Raw genomic sequence first — 19,275 nt, 5'->3', positions numbered from 1 at the left:
ATCGGCAGGCCCCAGCCGGACTTGAGAACTTTCAGAACAGATTTTCGATATCGTTGCTGTAGGCTTTGCTGACTTTTTCACCCATCGCTTTAAGCTGCTGGATCATGCTGGTCAGCTTGCGGGCATAATGTGGATCGGTGGCATAGCCCGCGTTCTGCAACGCCTGCGCACCCTGCTCTGCCGTCGCGGCCTGGGTCACGGCCGCATAGCGCGGGTTACGACTCAACAGGCCGACATAGTCTGAAAGTGCCTCGAGATAGGAGCTGTAGACGCGGAATTTGGCTTTGATCTTCTTCGCTTCGCCGTTTTCATACTCGGTGGTGGTGATCTCGGTAGTCGGCCCTTTCCAGCTCCCCGAGGCCTTCACCCCAAAGATGTTAAAGCTCGGCTCACCGTTCTCACGGCGGATCTGCCGTTGTCCCCAGCCCGACTCCAGCGCCGCCTGGGCGAGGATCAGGTGATGCGGCACCCCACTCTGCTGGCTGGCGAGACGCGCCGGCAGGGAGAGCTGGGCCAGAAAGTCTTTGCTGTCGCCGGTAAGGGGTTCATCATTGCTCTCAGGCACCTTCGGCACCGCTTTACGCACCATCTGCGTCAGGGCCTGGTTTTGATAGCTGGTGACCCTTTCCAGATCGAACTTCATCGGCACCTGCTGCGGTGCCTCTTCTGGCGGCACGCCCTGCGCGGCCGCCATCTGCTTAACGATCACATCGGCAAGTCCTAACCCTTTACCGGCAGTCATCTGCTGCGCAATCTGCTGGTCATACATGCTGGTGTACAGACGCGTGGAGTCGCTGCTGAAGATGCCATCTTTTGGCAGGGCTTCACGCATACTTTTCAGCATCATCTGGACAAACATCCCCTCCACCTGGCGGGCAACCGGACGGATATTGCCCGCCGGATCTTTGCCCGCTTTAGACTTCAGTTCGTTGAGCGACTGGGTATCCCAGGCCGCGCTGCTCAGCAGTTTGCTATCGGTCAGCATCAGATAATTTCCAGTTTGGCGCGCAGGCAGCCCGCGCTCTGCATGGATTGCAGAATCGACATCAGATCCATCGGGGTGGCACCCAGCGCGTTCAGGGCACGTACCACGTTGTTCAGGTTGGCGCTGGAGCGCACGCTCTGCAGCGAGCCGCCGCTCTGACGCAAATCGATCTGGGTCTGCGGCGTCACCACCGTTTCACCGCCGCCAAACGGCGTATCCGGCTGGCTGACGTTAGCCGAGCGGTTGACGGTCACCGACAGGTTGCCCTGCGCCACGGCGCAGCTATCCAGCGTCACCTCACGGTTCATCACCACCGAGCCGGTGCGGGAGTTGATGATCACTTTGGCATCCTGCGGCGTAACGTTCACTTCCATATTCTGGATATCCGCCAGCAGACGCACCTGGTTACTGCCGCCGCTGGAGACGCGGATCTGTACGGTGCGGGCATCCAGCGCGGTGGCGCTGCCGTAGCCACGGTTGCGGTTGATGGTGTCCGCAATCTGCTGCGCCATGGTGAAGTCGTCATTATTCAGCTGCAGGTTTATGGTGTTGCCGCTGCCGAACTGGGTCGGCAGTTCACGCTCAATGACCGCCCCGTTGGTAATACGGCCGCCGTTAAGCTGGTTGACCTGCACGCTGCTGCCGCCTGCGGAGGCACCCGCCCCGCCGACAAGGATGTTACCCTGCGCCAGGGCATACACTTGGCTATCCACCCCTTTCAGGGGGGTCATCAGCAGAGTCCCGCCGCGCAGGCTTTTCGCATTCCCCATGGAGGAGACCACCACGTCGATGGTTTGCCCCTGGCGCGCAAAGGCCGGGAAAGAGGCGGTGACCATTACCGCCGCCACGTTTTTCAGCTGCATGTTGGTCCCGGCGGGCACCGTGATGCCGAGCTGGGAGAGCATATTATTCAGACTCTGGGTCGTGAACGGCGTCTGGGTGGTCTGGTCACCCGTTCCGTCAAGCCCCACGACCAGACCGTAACCGATCAGTGAGTTTTCCCGCACACCCTGTACGCTTGTGAGATCGCGAATACGGTCGGCCTGGGCACAGGTCGCCACCAGCACCAGCAGGAACCCGAAGAGGGATTTAAACATAGGTCACCTCGATTACATCGGTGATAAGTTAAGGAAGAAACGCTGCAACCAGCCCATATTCTGCGCCTCATTGATGTAGCCGTTGCCGACATACTCAATGCGCGCATCGGCCACCTGGGTGGACGGTACGGTGTTGGAGCCGCTGATGGTGCGAGGGTTAACCACACCGGAGAAGCGAATGAATTCCGTGCCCTGGTTGATGGCGATCTGTTTTTCACCCACTACATGTAAATTGCCGTTCGCCAGCACCTGGTCGACGGTCACCGTCAACGTGCCGCTAAAGGTGTTGCTGGCATTGGCGCCGCCTTTACCGTTAAAGGAGTTGCCGCCAGACGCCTCGGCATCGGCGCGCGCGTTACCGAAGAGTCCTTCGAGATAGCGTGGCACAGTGTCGAAGCCAAAATTGGTTTTCCCGTCGCGGCTGGCATTCGCCGACGAGCTCTTACTGGCGCTGACGTTTTCCTGCAGCTGGATGGTCAGCGTATCGCCGATATTGCGTGGGCGACGGTCTTCAAACAGCGGCTGATAACCGTAGTTAATCGGCTGCGCGGTCTGGAAAATTGAGCCATTCACTACCGGCGTCGGGCCAGGAATGGGTTGGGCGGAAGTCGCACCCTGCACCAAAGGTTGAGACGGAACCCAGGCGCAACCGCTGAGGGTAACGGCCAGGAGAGTCACTATCGGATAACGAATCGCCGCGTGTTTTTGCATTGCCTTCATCTTCGAAAACAGGGAGCCGGTGCGGCGTGAACCGCACCGGGCTACACCTTAGAGTTGCGTCAGTTTCTGCAGCATCTGGTCGGTCGTCGACACTGCTTTACTGTTAATTTCGTACGCGCGTTGAACCTGGATCATATTCACCAGCTCTTCCGCGACGTTGACGTTTGAGGTTTCCACATACCCCTGATAGAGCAGACCTGAACCGTTCAGACCCGGTGTGCTCTCGTTCGGCGCGCCGGAGGACTGGGTTTCGATGTACAGGTTCTCACCGATGCTTTCCAGACCGGTGTCGTTCATGAAGGTGGTCAGGTTGAGCTGGCCAACCTGCACCGGCGCGGCCTGGCCCTGCTGGGTCACGCTCACGATCCCGTCACGCCCGATGGTAATGCTCAGGGCGTTAGCGGGAATGGTGATCGCCGGCTGCACCTGGAAACCGCCCGCGGTCACCAGCTGGCCGTTCTGATCCACCTGGAACGAACCGTCACGGGTATAGGCAGAGGTCCCGTCCGGGAGCTGCACCTGAAAGAAGCCCTGGCCCTTGATCGCCACGTCTTTGCTGTTGTTGGTCTGGGAGAGGTTGCCCTGGCTGTGCAGACGTTCAGTCGCCACCGGGCGAACACCGGTACCAATCTGCAGACCGGAAGGCAGCGTAGTCTGTTCAGACGACTGCGCTCCTGGCTGGCGAATGGTTTGATAAAGCAAATCTTCGAAAACCGCACGCTGACGCTTAAACCCATTGGTGCTGACGTTCGCCAGGTTGTTGGCGATGACATCCATATTGGTTTGCTGCGCATCGAGGCCGGTTTTCGCGATCCATAAAGAACTGATCATAAGTAGTCCTGTTAACTCATTGACAGCAGTTGGTTGGCGCGACTGGCGTTTTCATCAACGCTGGAAATCACCTTCATCTGCATTTCAAAACGGCGGGCGCTGGCGATCATGTCGGTCATCGCGGTCACCGGCTTAACGTTACTGCCTTCCAGCACGCCAGACATGACGCGAATGGTTGGGTCAGCCTGTAACGTCGCGCCACGGGTAGCCTGCGCCGCCTGGGTCAGACGGAACATGCCGTCGTCGCCACGCTGCACTTCAAAACCTTCGGCTTTTACCAGCTTCAGGCGGCCAACCGGGGCGACGGTGTTTGGCGGATCGCCCGGGTTCAGGGCGGAGATGGTGCCGTCGGCCGCGATGGTGATCTCCGAGCCTTCCGGCACGGTGATCGGGCCACCTTCACCAATAACCGGACGTCCCTGGATGGTCAGTTGCCCGACCGCGTCCACCTGGATGTTCCCGTTACGGGTGTAGCCTTCACCGCCGTCTGCGGTCTGAACCGCCAGCCAGCCGTCCTGCTGCAGCGCCACATCGAGCGGGCGCGAGGTGTAGTCCATCTGCCCGGGCGTCATATCGGCTCCCGGGGTGGAGGCGGTCACCAGCGTACGCGTCGGCAGGGAGAGCCCTTCCACCGGGACGGCGCGCATCGCATTGAGCTGCGCGCGAAAGCCCGGCGTCGAGGCGTTCGCCAGGTTGCTGGCGGTGACGGCCTGCTGATTGAGCGTCTGACTGGCGGCGCCCATCGCGGTATATATTGCGTGATCCATTAAGCTATCCCGTCAGCCACTTAGCGGAGGTTAACCAGCGTGTTGAGGATCTGATCCTGGGTTTTGATGGTCTGCGCGTTCGACTGATAGTTACGCTGTGCGACGATCATATTGACCAGCTCTTTACTCAGGTCGACGTTGGAGGCTTCCAGCGCGCCGTTGGTCAGGGTACCGAAGTTACCGGAACCTGCGGTGCCCAGCAGCGCCACGCCTGAAGACTGCGTGGCAGACCAGACGTTGTTCCCTTCTGACTGCAGACCTTCGTTGTTGGCGAAGTTTGCCAGTACGATCTGACCCAGCACCTGGTTCTGTTCGTTGGAGTAGTTACCTACCACGGTGCCGTCGTCGTTGATCTGATAGCTCACCAGGTCGCCCGGGCGGTAGCCGTTCTGGTTGGTCGCCACGATGTTGTTCGCCCCGGTGTTCTGCTGCATGGAATTCAGGAAGCTCAGGGTGAAGGTCACTGGCAGCGCGCCGCTCAGCGGATCGGTGGTCACGTTAATGGCCGGGTTGGCGTTTGGCGTCGCACTCAAAACACCGGCTGGGCTGTAGTTATAGATCCCTTCCAGGTTACCGTTGGGGTCGAAGCTCATCTGGGCAGATTTGGTGATCTGGCCGTTCGCGGCACTACCGTCCTGGGTGTAGAGATCCCACTTGTTGTCCGCCGTTTTTACGTAGTAGACATACATGTTGTGGGCATTACCCTGTTCGTCATAAACGGTGATGGTGCCTTTCTTGTTATAGCTGTCCGAGTCCGGGTTGGCGGTTGTGGCGTCAAACGGAATGTTAGGCACGCTGTCCGTGGAGTTCAGGTTGATCTGCTGCGCTGCGGTGCTGGTCGCTTTTGCCGACATCAGATTGTTAGGAATGGTGATCGGCTGCGGATTCGCGCCGGTCTGTACCGTTGGCGGGCTACCCGCTGCCGGATAGCCGGTCACCTGCAGACCCTGCATGTTTACCAGGTTGCGGTTTTCGTCCAGGCTGAACTGGCCGTTACGGCTGTAATAGACGGAACCGTTGCTGTCGAGCATACGGAAGAAACCGTTCTGGCTGATCGCCACGTCCAGACCACGACCGGTATTAGTGGTGGTACCGTCGCTGAAGTCCTGAGTGATCCCGGCGACTTTTACGCCCAGACCGACTTTGGAACCGGCGAACATATCTGCGAACGACGCGCTACCAGACTTAAAGCCATAGGTCGCGGAGTTGGCAATGTTGTTACCAATGACGTCGAGGTTAGTGGCTGCAGCATTCAGGCCGCTGACCGCTTGTGAAAAGGCCATTTGTTACTCCTGATAAAGGTTAAGGCTTATATAATCTGCCGAACTTCGTCGAGCGTAGTTGTACCGTAAGTCCCCAGATCCAACGTGTTACCGTTGCTGCTGCGGATCACACCCTGCACCATCGCGAACTGCAGTGGCTGGGCCACCAGCTGCGTACTGCCGCTGCTGGCGGAGATAGCAACGTTATACGAACCATTTGGCGCACTGCTGCCGTCGGTCATCGTGCCGTCCCAGGTAAAGGTATGAACACCGGCTTTCAGTTCGCCGATATCAATAGTGCGAACCACCGCACCGTTTCTGTCGGTGATGGTGGCGGTCACTTTGTCGGCGCTCTGCTGCAGCTCAACACCAAACGGCGTGGTGGAGGTGGTGCTGGTGCCGTCGGTACTGCTGCTGCCTGCCAGAATGGTGGAGCCCGGGATCATCACGCCATGCCCAATCAGCGTGCTGGCCTGCATCGACTGGCTGCTGTCGAGCTGCCCGGAAATAGAACCCAGCGTGGTATTCAGTTTCTCGATGCCGCTCACCGTACTGATCTGCGCAAGCTGCGTGGTCAGTTCGTTGTTCTGCATCGGGTTGGTTGGATCCTGGTTTTTCAGCTGTGCGACCAGCAGCGTCAGGAAGCTGCTTTGCAGATCGGACGCGTTGCTGCCGGTAAGCGAACTGTTGCCGGTAGTGCCGCTGACGCCTGTGGCACTCGACCTGTCATTTACATTGACTGCAATGGACATTGATCTCTCCTTTACTGGCCCAGAGTGAGCGTTTTAAGCATCATGCTCTTCACGGTGTTCAGTACTTCAACGTTGGCCTGGTAGCTGCGGGACGCTGACATGGTGTTCACCATCTCGCCTACCACATCCACGTTCGGCATTTTGACGTAGCCGTTGGCGTCCGCCAGCGGGTTGCCCGGCTCGTAGACCAGCTTGTCCGGTGCCTGGCTCTCAATTACGCTGGCGACTTTTACCCCGCCGGTTGCGGCGCCCGGTGCGGCATCGACCTGGAACACCACCTGTTTGGCGCGATAAGGTTGCCCGTCCGGACCCGCCACGCTGTCGGCGTTCGCCAGGTTACTGGCGGCGACGTTCAGTCGTTGCGATTGCGCGGTCAGCGCTGAACCCGCGATATCAAAGATATTGAGTAAGGCCATTAACCATTGCCTCCCTGCAGAACATTCATCATGCCTTTAATCTGCCCGCCGAGAACGGTCAGCCCCATCTGGTACTGCAGGCTGTTATCGGCGAACTGCGTACGCTCCCGGTCCATATCGACGGTGTTACCGTCCAGGGATGGCTGATCGGGAATGCGATAAAGTAAATCGATACTCGGGGTGGTCACGGTCTGTGCGGGAATGTGGCGTGCAGACGTCAGCGCAAGGGCGACACCGCTATTTTCGGCCCGACCGCGCTCCATCACTTTCTTTAATTCACTGGAAAAATCGATATCGCGCGCCTGAAACCCGGGGGTGTCGGCGTTAGCGATATTGGCGGCCAGAATCTCCTGACGCTGGGCGCGTAAATTGAGCGCTTCCTGCTGAAAACGTAGCGCGGCGTCGAGTTTATCGAGCATGTCTCCTCCGCTGATGGCAAAATTTCAGTGGATAGCTTAAATCTCACCCCGTCTACTTCATCGACGGAATAAGCACAAAATGCGTCGCTATTTATTGCGTTGATGACAAACCGCTACAGGTAGAATTCTGCTCATCATTAAACCGACGGTAACGGGCGATATGGCACTCAAACGTGGTTTCACCGCAACCCTGCTCCTCTGGAGCGCCCTCACGCAGGCGCAGGATCTTGACGCCCAGCTGACGGAATTTTTTGCCCAGCGGCTGGCGGGGTTCAGCGATGAGGTTTCGGTGCAGGTTCGCACACCCGCCAGCATGCGTCCTTCGTGCGAGACGCCTGCATTCAGCGTTATCGGCAACACGAAGCTGTGGGGCAACGTCAGCGTTACCGCACGATGTGGCAATGAAAAACGATTTATACAGGTTGCAGTTCAGGCGACGGGCGATTATGTTGTCGCGTCCCGGAGTATCCCCCGGGGTGCCGCCCTGCAGCCGGACAGCGTGACGCTGAAGCGCGGCAGGCTGGATCAGCTTCCACCCCGGGCCATCCTGGATATTCATCAGGTGCAGAATGCCGTCAGCCTGCGCGATCTGGTGCCAGGGCAGCCTTTGCAGCTATCGATGCTGCGTCAATCATGGCGGATCAAAGCCGGGCAGCGGGTGATGGTTATCGCCAGCGGCGACGGCTTTAGCGTTAACGGTGAAGGTCAGGCGCTAAACAATGCGGCGGTTGCGCAAAACGCCCGGGTGAGAATGTCTTCGGGCCAGGTGGTGAGCGGAACGGTGGATCCTGATGGGAATATTCTGATTAACCTATAATCTTTTTAAAGATTATGCGGCGGCTGCCGATATAGAAGTAACTTAATGATGATGTCAGGCGCCAACGCCGCGAACCCTCGATGAGGACAACATAATGAGCATTGATCGTACATCGCCCCTGAAGCCGGTTAGCCCAGTTCAACCGCGCGAAATGAATGACACTGCCACTGCAAAGACTCGCCCGCAAAAATCGGCGACCGCCAACAGCACCAGCGTCACGCTGAGCGATGCCCAGGCGAAACTGATGCAGCCTGGTAGCAACGATATCAACATGGAGCGTGTTGAAGCGCTGAAAACCGCCATTCGCAATGGCGAGCTGAAAATGGATACCAGTAAAATCGCTGATGCGCTGATCCAGGATGCGCAAAGTTTCTTAGAGTAACCACTGTATGAGTCGTCTGACGGAAATAATGGATCAAATGACGGTCGTGTTGAACGACCTGAAAACGGTCATGGACGCCGAACAGCAGCAGCTCTCTGCCGGAAATGTTCATGGCAGCGCGCTGCAGCGCATTACAGAAGATAAAAGCTCACTGCTGGCCACGCTGGATTACCTTGAACAGCAGCGACGCAGCGAGCAATCCGTGCGCCATAGTGCAAATGATGATGTCGTCGAACGCTGGCAAACTATTACTGAAAAAACGCAGCATCTGCGCGATCTGAATCAGCACAACGGGTGGTTACTGGAAGGGCAAATCCTTCGTAACCAGCAGGCACTTGCCGTGCTTAAGCCGCATCAGGAGACAGGACTGTATGGCGCCGATGGCCAGACAGCCAGCTCACGCAGCGGCGGAAAGAAAATTTCGATTTAAACAGGCGATAGCCACAGGAATGGGGAGCACCGACAGGCGCTCCCCTTTTTTTGCGTTACGCCGTGCGGCGGGTAAACTCTTTCACCTTAAAGCCCAGCACCGCGAGGGTGGCGAAGTAGGCCACTACCCCCACCAGCACGACCGCCATCAGGCGCAGCAGACGATATGGCATGGTGCCCAGCGACCAGTCTGGCATTACGTAGAGCATCCCCACCAGGGCGGCCGCCATCACCAGCACCGCAATCACCAGACGCAGCAGGAAGCGCGACCAGCCCGGCTGCGGAGTAAAGATCTGCTGCTTACGCAGCTGCCAGTAGAGCAGCCCGGCGTTGAGACAGGCCGCCAGGCCGATGGATAACGACAGACCGGCATGCTTCAACGGGCCGATAAACGCAAGGTTCATCACCTGGGTCATGATCAGCGTCACAATGGCGATCTTCACCGGGGTTTTGATGTCCTGGCGCGAATAGAAGCCCGGAGCCAGCACTTTCACCACGATAAGCCCTATCAGCCCGACGGAATAGGCTACCAGCGCTCGCTGGGTCATGGCGGCATCAAACGCGGAAAATTTCCCGTACTGGAACAGGGAGACGGTGAGTGGTTTCGCCAGGATCCCCAGCGCCACGGCGCTTGGCAGCGCCAGCAGGAAGCAGAGGCGTAACCCCCAGTCCATCAGGCGGCAATATTCATCATGATTGCCGCTGGCGAAACTGCGGGAGAGTGACGGCAGCAGGATCGTACCCAGCGCCACCCCCAGCACCCCGGAGGGAAACTCCATCAGGCGATCGGCGTAGTACATCCAGGATACCGACCCGGAGACAAGGAAGGAGGCGAAGATGGTGTTGATGATGAGTGAAATCTGGCTCACCGACACGCCAAGGATCGCCGGGCCCATCTGCTTCACCACCCGCATCGCGCCGGCATCGCGCAGGTTAATGCGCGGCAGCACCAGCATGCCAATTTTCTTCAGGTGCGGCAGTTGATACGCCAGCTGGAGCACGCCCCCTACCGTCACCGCCCAGGCCAACGCCAGTACTGGCGGATGGAAGTGCGGCGCGGCAAACAGCGCAAAGCCGATCATGCTGACGTTAAGGAAGGTCGGCGCAAAGGCCGGTACCGAGAAGCGGTTCCAGGTGTTGAGGATGGCCCCGACCAGAGATGCCAGGGAGATCAGCAGAATATAAGGAAAGGTGATGCGCAGCAGCTGCGTGGTCAGGGCAAACTTGTCGGCGGTATCGGCAAAGCCGGGGGCGGTCACCATAATCACCCAGGGTGCTGCCAGCATCCCAATCACGGTGACGATGGCCAGCGCGAGGGTCAACAGCCCCGACACATACGCGACAAAGACCCTGGTGGCGTCTTCACCCTGCTTGCTTTTGTATTCCGCGAGGATAGGCACAAACGCCTGGGAAAAGGCGCCTTCGGCAAAAATTCGACGCAGCAGGTTGGGCAGTTTGAACGCGACAAAAAAGGCGTCAGTGGCCATCCCTGCGCCAAAGACCCGCGCCACAATGGCGTCGCGCGCAAAACCCAGCACGCGCGAAAACATGGTCATCGAGCTGACGGCGGCCAGCGATTTTAATAGGTTCATTAACGTGAGCTTCCACTACCTGAAACAAAACGCCTGCAAAGCAGGCGTAATTTCGCCGGGTATCGCTATGCTTACCCGGCCTGGAAAACGCAAAACGCGCCTAGTCTACTCGTAAAAACAGGAATTGCTATGGGCAGATGTTACAGAGGGTTATTCGCTCATGGCATCGCGCCAGAGCTTCTCCACGATGCGCTGGGCGCGGATCGCCTGTTCACCCGAGGTTTCAGGAACCGTCTGATTTTGCACACATTCAATAAAGTGGCGCGCGCAGCCCGCAAAACCACGCTGCTCCAGGGTGCTCTGCCAGCCAGGAATAGCCGGCGTAACCACTCCAGCGCCCCGCTCTTCGCGCCACTCGCGCATATCGGTCACGTCCAGCAGCGCGCCGTCCGTCACCGCCTGGACCCACTCCCGCTGGCTGCCTGCCCGGCGGTGCATGGAGGTGGTGATCTGCATATTGCCCGTGCTGAAATGGTGCTCGGCATAGATCATCGCCCCCTGCTCGTTGGTTTGCAGCGTGCCGCCGGTGAGACGCGCATTATCTCCCGCCAGCCACAGCGCGGTGTCCACCACGTGCAGATAATCATCCAGCAGGGTAAAACGCAGATCGTTGGGGCCGACGCTGTCGGCGCGATGCTTATCCATGCGCAGCGATGCCGCCCCCTGAAGCCCGTTTTTCAGCTGCTGATAGAGCGGCGCAAAGCGACGGTTAAACCCGACCATCAGAGTGAGCTTCTTCTGCGCGGCGAGATCGACCAGGCGCTCGGCGTCGGCCAGATTATCCGCCAGCGGTTTATCAACACAGACATGCACCCCGGCATGCAGTAGCTCGCTAACCACCTGGTAATGGGTGGCGGTGGAAGTATGGACAAAGACCGCATCACAGGCGCGGGCCAGATCCTGCAACGACTCATAGTAAGGCATACGCAGCGATTCACAGATCCTGATCGCCTTATCCCGCGAGGGCGACCATGCCCCCTGCAATGTCCAGTCTGATGCGGCGCTCAGCACCGGCAGCCAGGCTTTCTGGGCGATCCCACCCAGCCCTACCACGCCCACACGTAATTTTGTCACCGTTAATCTCCCAGATGTGCCAGCAGCGAATCGAGGCGCTGCTTCAGTTCTTCGACTTCGTTTTCCAGCGTTTCAACGCGGGCCAGTAAGGTTTCTTCCGTGGCGGGAGCCGCTGCCTCAACGACGGCGGCGATGGTTTCAACCTCTCCGCTGAAAAGATGCATATAGCGGCTTTCACGCTTGCCGGGCTCGCGCGCCAGACGCAGGACAAACGGGCCATCTTCTCTTGCCGCCAGGCCTTCGAGTGTCTGCTCCACCTCCTGCATATCGGCGAATTCATGCATGCGCGCCGCCCGGGTGCGCAGCTCGCCAGGGGTCTGCGCCCCGCGCAGCAGCAGGGTGGCGATCAGCGCCACTTCGGCGGAGTTTAGCTTCAGGGCGCCAAACTCGGAGTTGCAAAAACGCTGCTCATACTTGGTGACGCGATTGCCAAAGCCACTGACAGTGCGCAGGTAGTGGCGTTTCACCAGCGCATCCAGCAGATCCTGTACCTCATGTTCGGCAAGGTTCATCACCGGTTCACGGTTGGTTTTTTGGTTGCAGGCCAGGGTGACCGCATTTACCGAGAGCGGATACTGCTCCGGCGTCGTGACCTGCTTCTCCAGCAGGCAGCCAATGACGCGCGCTTCTGTGGCGCTTAACTGGTATTTCATCTCTGTTCCTTAGCGCCCCGCGCTCCACTCTTTGGTTGTCAGCGCCGTCAGGACATGATCGCGCCATTCGCCGTCAATCAGCAGGTAATCTTTGGCGTAGCCTTCCTTTTCAAATCCGAGGCGCGCCAGCAGACCGCCGCTGCGCTGATTGTGCGGCATATAGTTGGCCATAATGCGGTGCATATGCTGGGTACGTTGCATATAGCGGATTGCCGAGGTCAGCGCCTCAAACATCAGCCCCTGCCCCTGCCATTTTTGCCCGATGGAGTACCCCAGATAGCAGGCATGAAACGAGCCCCGCACCACGTTAGAGAAGTTGGCGATGCCGATGATCTCTTTTTCATCGGGATCCAGCAGAGCAAAGTAGAACGCCGAGCCCTGCTTGTGAAACTCGGCGATCATGCTCAGCCGGGCCTGCCAGCCGGAAGGATAGCAGTGGCTCTCATCCCGCACGGGTTCCCAGGGTTTTAAAAACTGACGATTCTCAGCGTAGTAGTCCGCCAGACGCCAGGCATCACGCTCATGCACGAGGCGAACCACCAGCCGGTCGGTCGTCAGACGCACTTTCGGCACATTACTGCGATAGCCAAACATGGATACAACTCCTTCATGTTACAACCTTGACCCGTTAGCTTTACTATACCTGCGCCGCTGCCGTCTGGGAAAACAGCGACATACCATTTTGAAGACTTTTCACATTTTTCGATGAAAACCCTCAATCAAAGTGCCTTTTTGATAAAAAAATATTGTCGCCTGCGCAGTGGGAAAAAACCCGGCGAAACCGCAAAATATTAGCGCGCTCATTATCTTGATACCCTAAATAATTCGAGTTGCAGGAAGGCGGCGACGCAGCGAATCCCCTGGAGCTTACTCCGGTAAGTGACAGGGGTGAGCGAGGAGGCCAACGCACCGGCAACTTGAAGTATGACGGGTATATTTCCCTGGAGGGGAAATGTCCCATATCTCACAGGCCCGGAGCCTGGGTAAATATTTCCTGCTTGTTGATAACATGCTGGTTGTGCTCGGCTTTTTTGTCGTTTTTCCGCTCATCTCCATTCGCTTTGTCGATCAGATGGGCTGGGCGGCATTGATGGTCGGCATTGCGCTGGGGCTGCGCCAGTTTGTCCAGCAGGGGCTGGGGGTGTTTGGCGGCGCGATTGCCGACCGCTTTGGTGCCAAACCGATGATTGTCACCGGCATGCTGCTGCGGGCGGCGGGTTTTGCCACCATGGCGATTGCCCATGAACCCTGGCTGCTATGGGTCTCCTGTATTGTCTCCGGGCTGGGCGGCACGCTGTTCGATCCGCCGCGCACGGCGCTTGTTGTGAAGCTGATCCGTCCCCGGCATCGCGGGCGTTTTTTCTCGCTGCTGATGATGCAGGACAGCGCGGGCGCGGTGGTGGGGGCGCTGCTGGGAAGCTGGCTGTTGCAGTACGATTTTCGGCTGGTCTGCGCCACGGGTGCAGTGCTGTTTATTCTGTGTGCGGCCTTTAACGCCTGGCTGCTGCCCGCCTGGAAGCTCTCTACCGTCAAAGCGCCGGTAAGGGAAGGGCTCGATCGCGTCTGGCGCGACAAACGCTTTATCACCTATGTGCTGACCCTGGCGGGCTATTACATGCTCGGCGTACAGGTGATGCTGATGCTGCCGATCATGGTTAACGATATTGCCGGCTCGCCGGCGGCGGTGAAGTGGATGTACGCCATTGAGGCCTGCCTCTCCCTCACCCTGCTCTACCCTATTGCCCGCTGGAGCGAAAAACGCTTCCGCCTGGAGCATCGCCTGATGGCGGGCCTGCTGCTGATGTCCCTGAGCATGCTGCCCATTGGGATGGTGAGCTCCCTGCAACAGCTGTTTATGCTGATTTGCACCTTCTATATCGGCTCCATCATCGCCGAACCCGCCCGTGAAACGCTGAGCGCCGAGCTGGCCGATCCGCGCGCGCGGGGCAGCTATATGGGCTTCAGCCGTCTCGGTCTGGCGATTGGTGGCGCGCTGGGCTATGCCGGGGGCGGCTGGCTGTTCGATGCCGGGAAAGCCTTTAACCAGCCTGAACTGCCGTGGATGATGCTGACTTTGATTGGGGTAACCACCTTCTTCGCGCTGGGCTGGCAGTTCAGCCACAAGCGCGCTGTACCCGGCGTGCTGGAGCCCGGAGCCTGACCGGGACTCAGGCACTATTCCTGTTCTTCGCCGTTATCAGTTTATTCTGCTGGTCTGAGGGACACTCCCCTGACATACTGGCGCGTCAGGATTGAAGCGCCAGTATGTCGAGGAAAACCATGAAAAAGATTGTTATTGCCACTGCATTGATCATCAGCGGTCTGCTGGTTGGTTGTAATCAGCTCACCCAGTACACGGTCAGTGAACAGGAGATCAACCAGGCCCTGCAGAAGCGCAATAACTTTGCGAAAGATATCGGTGTGCCCGGCGTCGCCGATGCGCATATCGTCCTGAGCAATCTTGCCAGCCAGATTGGCCGCGAAGAGCCAAACAAAGTGATGCTCTCCGGCGATGCCAGTCTGGATATGAATTCGCTGTTCGGCAGCCAGAAAGCCAATATCAAGCTGAAGTTAAAAGCGTTGCCGGTCTTTAATAAGGATCAGGGCGCCATCTATCTGCAACAGATGGAGATCACCGACGCCGTGGTCTCGCCGGAGAAGATGAAGCCGGTTCTGCAGACGCTGATGCCGTACCTGAACCAGTCCCTGCAAAACTACTTTAATCACCAGCCGGCTTATATCCTGAGCGAAGACAACAGCCAGGGCGAAGCACTGGCGAAAAAGTATGCAAAAGGTATCGAAGTGAAGCCGGGTGAGATTGTCATCCCCTTCGTCGATTAACCTGTGAGGCGCTTCGGCGCCTTTTTTTACAGAAAAGAGTGCAAACGAAAACGTTTCCCCCTATTCTTTGTGTCCGGCAAAAATCATCTCACTCAGCCGGAGCCTATCCATGACTGCACAATCCCAGGTTTTGAAAATCCGCCGCCCAGACGACTGGCATATCCATCTTCGCGATGGCGATATGCTGAAAACCGTCGTGCCGTATACCAGTGAAATTTATGGCCGCGCGATTGTCATGCCAAACCTGGTGCCGCCGGTCACCACGGTCGATGCGGCGATCGCCTATCGCCAGCGCATTCTTGATGCCGTGCCTGCCGGCCACGATTTTACCCCGCTGATGACCTGTTATCTGACCGACACGCTCGATCCGAATGAGATTGAGCGCGGCTTTAGCGAAGGGGTCTTTACCGCCGCCAAACTCTATCCGGCCAACGCCACCACCAACTCCAGCCACGGTGTCACCAGCATTGACGCGATTATGCCGGTGCTGGAGCGTATGGAAAAACTGGGGATGCCGCTGCTGGTGCACGGCGAAGTGACTCACGCCGACATCGACATTTTCGACCGTGAAGCCCGCTTCATCGAAACCGTGATGGAGCCGCTGCGCCAGCGCCTGCCAGGTCTGAAAGTGGTGTTTGAACACATCACCACCAAAGATGCCGCGGAGTACGTGCGTGATGGCAATGAACTTCTGGCGGCCACTATCACCCCGCAGCACCTGATGTTCAACCGCAACCATATGCTGGTGGGCGGCGTGCGTCCGCACCTGTACTGCCTGCCGATCCTCAAACGCAATGTCCACCAGCAGGCGCTACGCGAACTGGTTGCCAGCGGCTTTGAGCGCGCCTTCCTCGGCACCGACTCCGCGCCCCATGCCCGTCATCGGAAAGAGGCCAGCTGCGGCTGTGCAGGCTGCTTTAACGCCCCGACCGCCCTTGCCAGCTACGCGCAGGTGTTTGACGAGATGAATGCCCTGCAACATTTCGAGGCGTTCTGCTCCCTGAACGGGCCGCGTTTCTATGGTCTGCCAGTGAATGAGAGCTTTGTTGAGCTGGTGCGCGAAGAGAGCAGCGTCGCGGAGTCTATCCCCCTGACCGACGACACCCTGATCCCCTTCCTCGCAGGTGAAACCGTACAGTGGACGGTGAAGCGTTAAAAATTGTTTGCCCCCTGTTGTAAGTTCAACAATATAACTGTATAAATACACAGTATATAACACAGGGGGCAATTATGCGTATTGAAGTGACCATTGCCAGAACAACGCCTTTGCCTGCTGGTGCGCTGGATGCACTGGCGGGTGAATTATCCCGCCGTATAAACAACTCCTTTCCCGAACGCGAAGGTGCTGTCACCGTGCGTTATGCGGGGTCAAACAATCTCTCGGTCATCGGTGGCGCAAAAGATGATAAAGAGCGCATCAGCGAAATTTTACAGGAAACCTGGGAGAGCGCTGACGACTGGTTTATTACCGATTAAATTTCTCCTTCATTGTGTTTTTTTGCCGGGTCGCCCCGGCTTTTTTTCCTCTTTTCACGTCAAAAGCACGAATATTCTGACTGACTATGTCAAAAATCATCGGCAAGGTGACGTTTTAATGTTCAAACAATCCTAAAACGCATAAATATTTTGGACTGCCTGTTTCTTTTTCCCTTAAGAAGCCTTATTTATTGATATACTGAAATTGCTTCAGAAAAACACGCATTGAACCTCACAGTCGTTATCTTTTTAACACGTATTCAGGGGGTTATGATGGAAAAGAATAATGAAGTCATCCAGACCCATCCGCTTGTAGGCTGGGATATCAGCACTGTAGATAGCTACGACGCACTGATGCTGCGTTTGCATTACCAGACCCCAAATCACCCTGACACCGAAGAAGCGGAAGTTGGGCAGACGTTGTGGTTAACCACAGATGTCGCACGTCAGTTTATTTCTATTCTAGAAGCCGGTATTGCAAAAATAGAATCCAGTGACTACCAGGAAAATGAGTACCGGCGACACTAGCGTCACGACACTTTTTCACCCAACAGGCACCTCACGGTGCCTCGTTTATTTCTCCCTTGTATAACCCTGCCTTCTTAATTACCCTGCTAACCAACGAAACGCGTAAAGAGAGCCTCATGAAATACGATCTTATTATTATTGGCAGCGGATCTGTCGGCGCGGCGGCAGGCTATTACGCAACGCGAGCCGGTCAGAACGTACTGATGATCGATGCCCATATGCCGCCCCACACCGAAGGGAGTCACCACGGCGATACCCGTCTGATGCGCCACGCTTACGGCGAAGGCGAACGCTATGTGCCGCTGGTGTTACGGGCGCAGGCGCTGTGGGATGAACTGGCGCAAATCAGCGGTGAGCCGGTCTTTGAACGCACGGGCGTGGTCAATCTTGGGCCATCCGATTCGTCATTCCTGGCGAACGTCGAGCAGAGCGCCCGTCAGTTCAATCTCAATCTTGAGCGGCTGGACGCGGCGGCAGTAATGAAGCGCTGGCCTGAAATTCAGGTGCCCGAGGGTTATATCGGTCTGTTTGAGGCCGAATCCGGGGTACTGCGCAGCGAGCTGGCCATTAAAACCTGGATTGCACTGGCGAAAGAGGCGGGCTGCGCCCAATTGTTTAACTGCCCGGTTACCGCCATTACCCATCATGACGACGGCGTCACCGTTGACACCCCGGAAGGCCCCTACAGCGCAAGCCGCCTGCTGGTGAGCGCCGGCACCTGGGTTTCACGTCTGGTGCCCGGCCTGCCGGTGCAGCCGGTACGCAAAGTTTTCTCCTGGTTCCAGGCTGACGGGCGCTACAGCCATCAGAATCACTTCCCTGCCTTTACCGGCGAGCTGCCTGACGGCGACCAGTTTTACGGCTTCCCGTCCGAGAAAGATGCCCTGAAGATCGGTAAACACAACGGCGGGCAGGTGATTAACTCGCCGGAAGAACGTAAGCCGTTTGGCGCGTATCCTGGCGATGGCTCTGAAGCGTTTAAATTCCTGCGCAACGTACTGCCGGGTATCGGCGGCCTGTTACACGGAGCAGCCTGTACCTATGACAACACGCCGGACGAAGATTTCATCATTGATACCCTGCCGGGCCATGATAATACGCTGCTGATCACCGGCCTGAGCGGGCACGGATTCAAATTCGCCAGCGTGCTGGGTGAGATTGCCGCACAATTTTCTCAGCAGATCGCCCCGCCGTTTGATCTCACGCCTTTCTCCCTGTCTCGCTTTAGCCGATAATGGTGTCAGGCTTCGGGTTTCCGAAGCCTTTCTTTCATCTTTTTACCGGTATATTCATGCGTCGTATCGTTAGCTATCTGGTCAATAATATTCGCGAGCACCTGATGCTCTATATTTTGCTGTGGTCGCTGTTGGCAATCCTCGATATCCTTTATATTGTATTTTTCTGATGAGATTCATTGACAAAAATTGACACTTCTTAAAATAACTATAATTTCGCAATAAATTATTTGAACATCATAAAAACGTCTTAACCCGCCAAAAATCAGCCAACCCTGGAAATCCTTTACAGCGTAATTGACTATAACTTCTATTTTTAATTCAAAATAATTGAACAAGTAAAATTAATATTGAATATGTGTAAATATCATTTGCATTAATGTTTTCCCCACGCCATTTTTAGCGCTTGCGAATTAATAATGGTGTTCAAAATGCAGGTGCGAAATTCCCCCACACGCTATGGCGTTATTTCCATGAGTCTGCACTGGCTGATGGCGATTGCGGTTTACGGCATGTTTGGTCTTGGCCTCTGGATGGTGACCCTGAGCTATTACGATGGCTGGTATCACCAGGCACCGGAGCTGCATAAAAGCATCGGCTTTATGCTGATGCTGGCGCTGGTGGTGCGGCTGCTGTGGCGCCATGTCTCCCCTGTTCCGCCGGCGTTGAAAAGCCAGACTCGCTTTACGCGTATTAGCGCTGCCGCCGCGCATATCGCCCTCTACGCCTTGCTTTTCGCCATCCTGATCAGCGGCTATTTGATCTCCACCGCCGACGGAAAACCTATCAGTGTCTTCGGCCTGTTTGACGTGCCCGCCCTGCTGGCCGATGCCGGCCCTCAGGCCGATCTGGCCGGAACCGTGCATTTATGGCTGGCCTGGGGCGTAGTCATTCTCTCCGTATTACATGGTCTTGCCGCCATAAAACACCACTTTATCGACAAAGACGCCACCCTGACACGTATGTTGGGCAAAGCGTCCCCTGACTCTGGAGCATAAA

The 19,275-nt window shown here is 57.0% G+C and carries 24 protein-coding genes; 11 read left to right on the top strand and 13 right to left on the bottom strand.

All coding sequences use genetic code 11. The features are described from left to right. Positions 1-31: 31 nt before the first annotated feature. The 9 genes from flgJ to flgB are packed head-to-tail and all read right to left on the bottom strand — an operon-like array spanning position 32 to position 7,249. A complete protein-coding gene (gene flgJ / locus GNG26_RS08270) occupies positions 32-985 on the bottom strand; it encodes a flagellar assembly peptidoglycan hydrolase FlgJ (RefSeq protein ID WP_156238383.1) in 954 nt (317 codons plus the stop codon). Further along, positions 985-2,082: a flagellar basal body P-ring protein FlgI gene (locus tag GNG26_RS08265; protein ID WP_103179080.1), complete on the bottom strand. Its 1,098-nt coding sequence runs from the start codon at positions 2,080-2,082 to the stop codon at positions 985-987. Before GNG26_RS08265 ends, flgJ begins: the two co-directional genes overlap by 1 nt. 12 nt (positions 2,083-2,094) lie before the next feature. Then, positions 2,095-2,793 (bottom strand): flagellar basal body L-ring protein FlgH, encoded by a 699-nt coding sequence (flgH, locus tag GNG26_RS08260; RefSeq protein ID WP_039028917.1) that lies wholly within the window; start codon positions 2,791-2,793, stop codon positions 2,095-2,097. A gap of 57 nt (positions 2,794-2,850) precedes the next feature. Continuing rightward, positions 2,851-3,633, bottom strand: coding sequence for a flagellar basal-body rod protein FlgG (flgG, locus tag GNG26_RS08255; protein ID WP_032617536.1), 783 nt, complete (start codon positions 3,631-3,633; stop codon positions 2,851-2,853). Positions 3,634-3,644: 11 nt separating this feature from the next. Next, positions 3,645-4,400, bottom strand: coding sequence for a flagellar basal body rod protein FlgF (locus GNG26_RS08250; protein ID WP_103179079.1), 756 nt, complete (start codon positions 4,398-4,400; stop codon positions 3,645-3,647). Between the two features lie 20 nt (positions 4,401-4,420). After that, complete coding sequence (gene flgE / locus GNG26_RS08245) at positions 4,421-5,683, bottom strand: flagellar hook protein FlgE (RefSeq protein WP_156238382.1); 1,263 nt, start codon at positions 5,681-5,683, stop codon at positions 4,421-4,423. Positions 5,684-5,709: 26 nt separating this feature from the next. Then, positions 5,710-6,414, bottom strand: a complete 705-nt coding sequence (flgD, locus tag GNG26_RS08240; RefSeq protein WP_103179077.1) for a flagellar hook assembly protein FlgD — start codon at positions 6,412-6,414, stop codon at positions 5,710-5,712. Positions 6,415-6,425: 11 nt separating this feature from the next. Beyond that, positions 6,426-6,830 (bottom strand): flagellar basal body rod protein FlgC, encoded by a 405-nt coding sequence (gene flgC, locus GNG26_RS08235; protein WP_103179076.1) that lies wholly within the window; start codon positions 6,828-6,830, stop codon positions 6,426-6,428. Further along, the gene (gene flgB, locus GNG26_RS08230; protein WP_103179075.1) at positions 6,830-7,249 is read right to left on the bottom strand and encodes a flagellar basal body rod protein FlgB; all 420 of its coding nucleotides are present in this window, start codon (positions 7,247-7,249) and stop codon (positions 6,830-6,832) included. Before flgB ends, flgC begins: the two co-directional genes overlap by 1 nt. A gap of 160 nt (positions 7,250-7,409) precedes the next feature. Here flgB and flgA point away from each other — a divergent pair, with 160 nt between their 5' ends. The 3 genes from flgA (at position 7,410) to flgN (ending at position 8,878) form a co-directional block, all read left to right on the top strand. Beyond that, positions 7,410-8,066: a flagellar basal body P-ring formation chaperone FlgA gene (gene flgA, locus GNG26_RS08225; protein ID WP_156238381.1), complete on the top strand. Its 657-nt coding sequence runs from the start codon at positions 7,410-7,412 to the stop codon at positions 8,064-8,066. A 94-nt stretch (positions 8,067-8,160) separates the two neighbouring features. Next, complete coding sequence (gene flgM / locus GNG26_RS08220) at positions 8,161-8,448, top strand: flagellar biosynthesis anti-sigma factor FlgM (RefSeq protein WP_103179073.1); 288 nt, start codon at positions 8,161-8,163, stop codon at positions 8,446-8,448. Between the two features lie 7 nt (positions 8,449-8,455). After that, positions 8,456-8,878, top strand: coding sequence for a flagella biosynthesis chaperone FlgN (flgN, locus tag GNG26_RS08215; RefSeq protein ID WP_156238380.1), 423 nt, complete (start codon positions 8,456-8,458; stop codon positions 8,876-8,878). A gap of 55 nt (positions 8,879-8,933) precedes the next feature. Here the strand turns inward: flgN and murJ are convergent, their stop codons facing one another. From murJ to rimJ, 4 genes are all read right to left on the bottom strand, one after another. Next, positions 8,934-10,469 carry a murein biosynthesis integral membrane protein MurJ gene (murJ, locus tag GNG26_RS08210; protein ID WP_156238379.1) on the bottom strand — a complete coding sequence of 512 codons (1,536 nt, stop codon included), beginning with the start codon at positions 10,467-10,469 and terminating at the stop codon, positions 8,934-8,936. Between the two features lie 150 nt (positions 10,470-10,619). Then, positions 10,620-11,543, bottom strand: coding sequence for a Gfo/Idh/MocA family protein (locus tag GNG26_RS08205; RefSeq protein ID WP_103823697.1), 924 nt, complete (start codon positions 11,541-11,543; stop codon positions 10,620-10,622). A gap of 2 nt (positions 11,544-11,545) precedes the next feature. Then, on the bottom strand, positions 11,546-12,196 hold the full coding sequence (locus GNG26_RS08200) for a YceH family protein (RefSeq protein ID WP_156238378.1): 651 nt from the start codon (positions 12,194-12,196) through the stop codon (positions 11,546-11,548). Between the two features lie 9 nt (positions 12,197-12,205). Further along, the gene (rimJ, locus tag GNG26_RS08195) at positions 12,206-12,790 is read right to left on the bottom strand and encodes a ribosomal protein S5-alanine N-acetyltransferase (RefSeq protein WP_103179068.1); all 585 of its coding nucleotides are present in this window, start codon (positions 12,788-12,790) and stop codon (positions 12,206-12,208) included. A gap of 358 nt (positions 12,791-13,148) precedes the next feature. Here rimJ and mdtH point away from each other — a divergent pair, with 358 nt between their 5' ends. From mdtH to GNG26_RS08155, 8 genes are all read left to right on the top strand, one after another. Beyond that, positions 13,149-14,357, top strand: a complete 1,209-nt coding sequence (gene mdtH / locus GNG26_RS08190; RefSeq protein ID WP_156238377.1) for a multidrug efflux MFS transporter MdtH — start codon at positions 13,149-13,151, stop codon at positions 14,355-14,357. A gap of 119 nt (positions 14,358-14,476) precedes the next feature. After that, positions 14,477-15,037 carry a lipoprotein gene (locus GNG26_RS08185; RefSeq protein WP_114315358.1) on the top strand — a complete coding sequence of 187 codons (561 nt, stop codon included), beginning with the start codon at positions 14,477-14,479 and terminating at the stop codon, positions 15,035-15,037. Between the two features lie 109 nt (positions 15,038-15,146). Beyond that, positions 15,147-16,193 carry a dihydroorotase gene (gene pyrC / locus GNG26_RS08180; RefSeq protein WP_114388431.1) on the top strand — a complete coding sequence of 349 codons (1,047 nt, stop codon included), beginning with the start codon at positions 15,147-15,149 and terminating at the stop codon, positions 16,191-16,193. A gap of 74 nt (positions 16,194-16,267) precedes the next feature. Continuing rightward, complete coding sequence (gene dinI, locus GNG26_RS08175; protein ID WP_103823692.1) at positions 16,268-16,513, top strand: DNA damage-inducible protein I; 246 nt, start codon at positions 16,268-16,270, stop codon at positions 16,511-16,513. Between the two features lie 273 nt (positions 16,514-16,786). Beyond that, complete coding sequence (gene bssS / locus GNG26_RS08170; RefSeq protein ID WP_103179063.1) at positions 16,787-17,041, top strand: biofilm formation regulator BssS; 255 nt, start codon at positions 16,787-16,789, stop codon at positions 17,039-17,041. Positions 17,042-17,157: 116 nt separating this feature from the next. Then, positions 17,158-18,276, top strand: a complete 1,119-nt coding sequence (gene solA, locus GNG26_RS08165) for an N-methyl-L-tryptophan oxidase (protein WP_156238376.1) — start codon at positions 17,158-17,160, stop codon at positions 18,274-18,276. 56 nt (positions 18,277-18,332) lie between these two features. Beyond that, positions 18,333-18,446, top strand: a complete 114-nt coding sequence (locus GNG26_RS08160; protein ID WP_103823691.1) for a YceO family protein — start codon at positions 18,333-18,335, stop codon at positions 18,444-18,446. A gap of 261 nt (positions 18,447-18,707) precedes the next feature. Beyond that, positions 18,708-19,274, top strand: coding sequence for a cytochrome b (locus tag GNG26_RS08155; protein WP_156238375.1), 567 nt, complete (start codon positions 18,708-18,710; stop codon positions 19,272-19,274). Position 19,275: the final 1 nt, after the last annotated feature.

Source organism: Leclercia sp. J807 (assembly GCF_009734465.1).
Classification (GTDB): Bacteria; Pseudomonadota; Gammaproteobacteria; order Enterobacterales; family Enterobacteriaceae; genus Enterobacter.
The sequence above is the reverse complement of the archived record's forward strand: the minus strand, read 5'-3'. Positions and strand labels throughout refer to the sequence as shown.

Excerpts from the sequence above, each read along its gene's own strand:
- flgJ (WP_156238383.1), bottom strand. The coding sequence starts at position 985 with ATGCTGACCGATAGCAAACTGCTGAGCAGCGCGGCCTGGGATACCCAG.
- GNG26_RS08265 (WP_103179080.1), bottom strand. The coding sequence starts at position 2,082 with ATGTTTAAATCCCTCTTCGGGTTCCTGCTGGTGCTGGTGGCGACCTGT.
- flgH (WP_039028917.1), bottom strand. The coding sequence starts at position 2,793 with ATGCAAAAACACGCGGCGATTCGTTATCCGATAGTGACTCTCCTGGCC.
- flgG (WP_032617536.1), bottom strand. The coding sequence starts at position 3,633 with ATGATCAGTTCTTTATGGATCGCGAAAACCGGCCTCGATGCGCAGCAA.
- GNG26_RS08250 (WP_103179079.1), bottom strand. The coding sequence starts at position 4,400 with ATGGATCACGCAATATATACCGCGATGGGCGCCGCCAGTCAGACGCTC.
- flgE (WP_156238382.1), bottom strand. The coding sequence starts at position 5,683 with ATGGCCTTTTCACAAGCGGTCAGCGGCCTGAATGCTGCAGCCACTAAC.
- flgD (WP_103179077.1), bottom strand. The coding sequence starts at position 6,414 with ATGTCCATTGCAGTCAATGTAAATGACAGGTCGAGTGCCACAGGCGTC.
- flgC (WP_103179076.1), bottom strand. The coding sequence starts at position 6,830 with ATGGCCTTACTCAATATCTTTGATATCGCGGGTTCAGCGCTGACCGCG.
- flgB (WP_103179075.1), bottom strand. The coding sequence starts at position 7,249 with ATGCTCGATAAACTCGACGCCGCGCTACGTTTTCAGCAGGAAGCGCTC.
- flgA (WP_156238381.1), top strand. The coding sequence starts at position 7,410 with ATGGCACTCAAACGTGGTTTCACCGCAACCCTGCTCCTCTGGAGCGCC.
- flgM (WP_103179073.1), top strand. The coding sequence starts at position 8,161 with ATGAGCATTGATCGTACATCGCCCCTGAAGCCGGTTAGCCCAGTTCAA.
- flgN (WP_156238380.1), top strand. The coding sequence starts at position 8,456 with ATGAGTCGTCTGACGGAAATAATGGATCAAATGACGGTCGTGTTGAAC.
- murJ (WP_156238379.1), bottom strand. The coding sequence starts at position 10,469 with ATGAACCTATTAAAATCGCTGGCCGCCGTCAGCTCGATGACCATGTTT.
- GNG26_RS08200 (WP_156238378.1), bottom strand. The coding sequence starts at position 12,196 with ATGAAATACCAGTTAAGCGCCACAGAAGCGCGCGTCATTGGCTGCCTG.
- rimJ (WP_103179068.1), bottom strand. The coding sequence starts at position 12,790 with ATGTTTGGCTATCGCAGTAATGTGCCGAAAGTGCGTCTGACGACCGAC.
- mdtH (WP_156238377.1), top strand. The coding sequence starts at position 13,149 with ATGTCCCATATCTCACAGGCCCGGAGCCTGGGTAAATATTTCCTGCTT.
- GNG26_RS08185 (WP_114315358.1), top strand. The coding sequence starts at position 14,477 with ATGAAAAAGATTGTTATTGCCACTGCATTGATCATCAGCGGTCTGCTG.
- pyrC (WP_114388431.1), top strand. The coding sequence starts at position 15,147 with ATGACTGCACAATCCCAGGTTTTGAAAATCCGCCGCCCAGACGACTGG.
- dinI (WP_103823692.1), top strand. The coding sequence starts at position 16,268 with ATGCGTATTGAAGTGACCATTGCCAGAACAACGCCTTTGCCTGCTGGT.
- bssS (WP_103179063.1), top strand. The coding sequence starts at position 16,787 with ATGGAAAAGAATAATGAAGTCATCCAGACCCATCCGCTTGTAGGCTGG.
- solA (WP_156238376.1), top strand. The coding sequence starts at position 17,158 with ATGAAATACGATCTTATTATTATTGGCAGCGGATCTGTCGGCGCGGCG.
- GNG26_RS08160 (WP_103823691.1), top strand. The coding sequence starts at position 18,333 with ATGCGTCGTATCGTTAGCTATCTGGTCAATAATATTCGCGAGCACCTG.
- GNG26_RS08155 (WP_156238375.1), top strand. The coding sequence starts at position 18,708 with ATGCAGGTGCGAAATTCCCCCACACGCTATGGCGTTATTTCCATGAGT.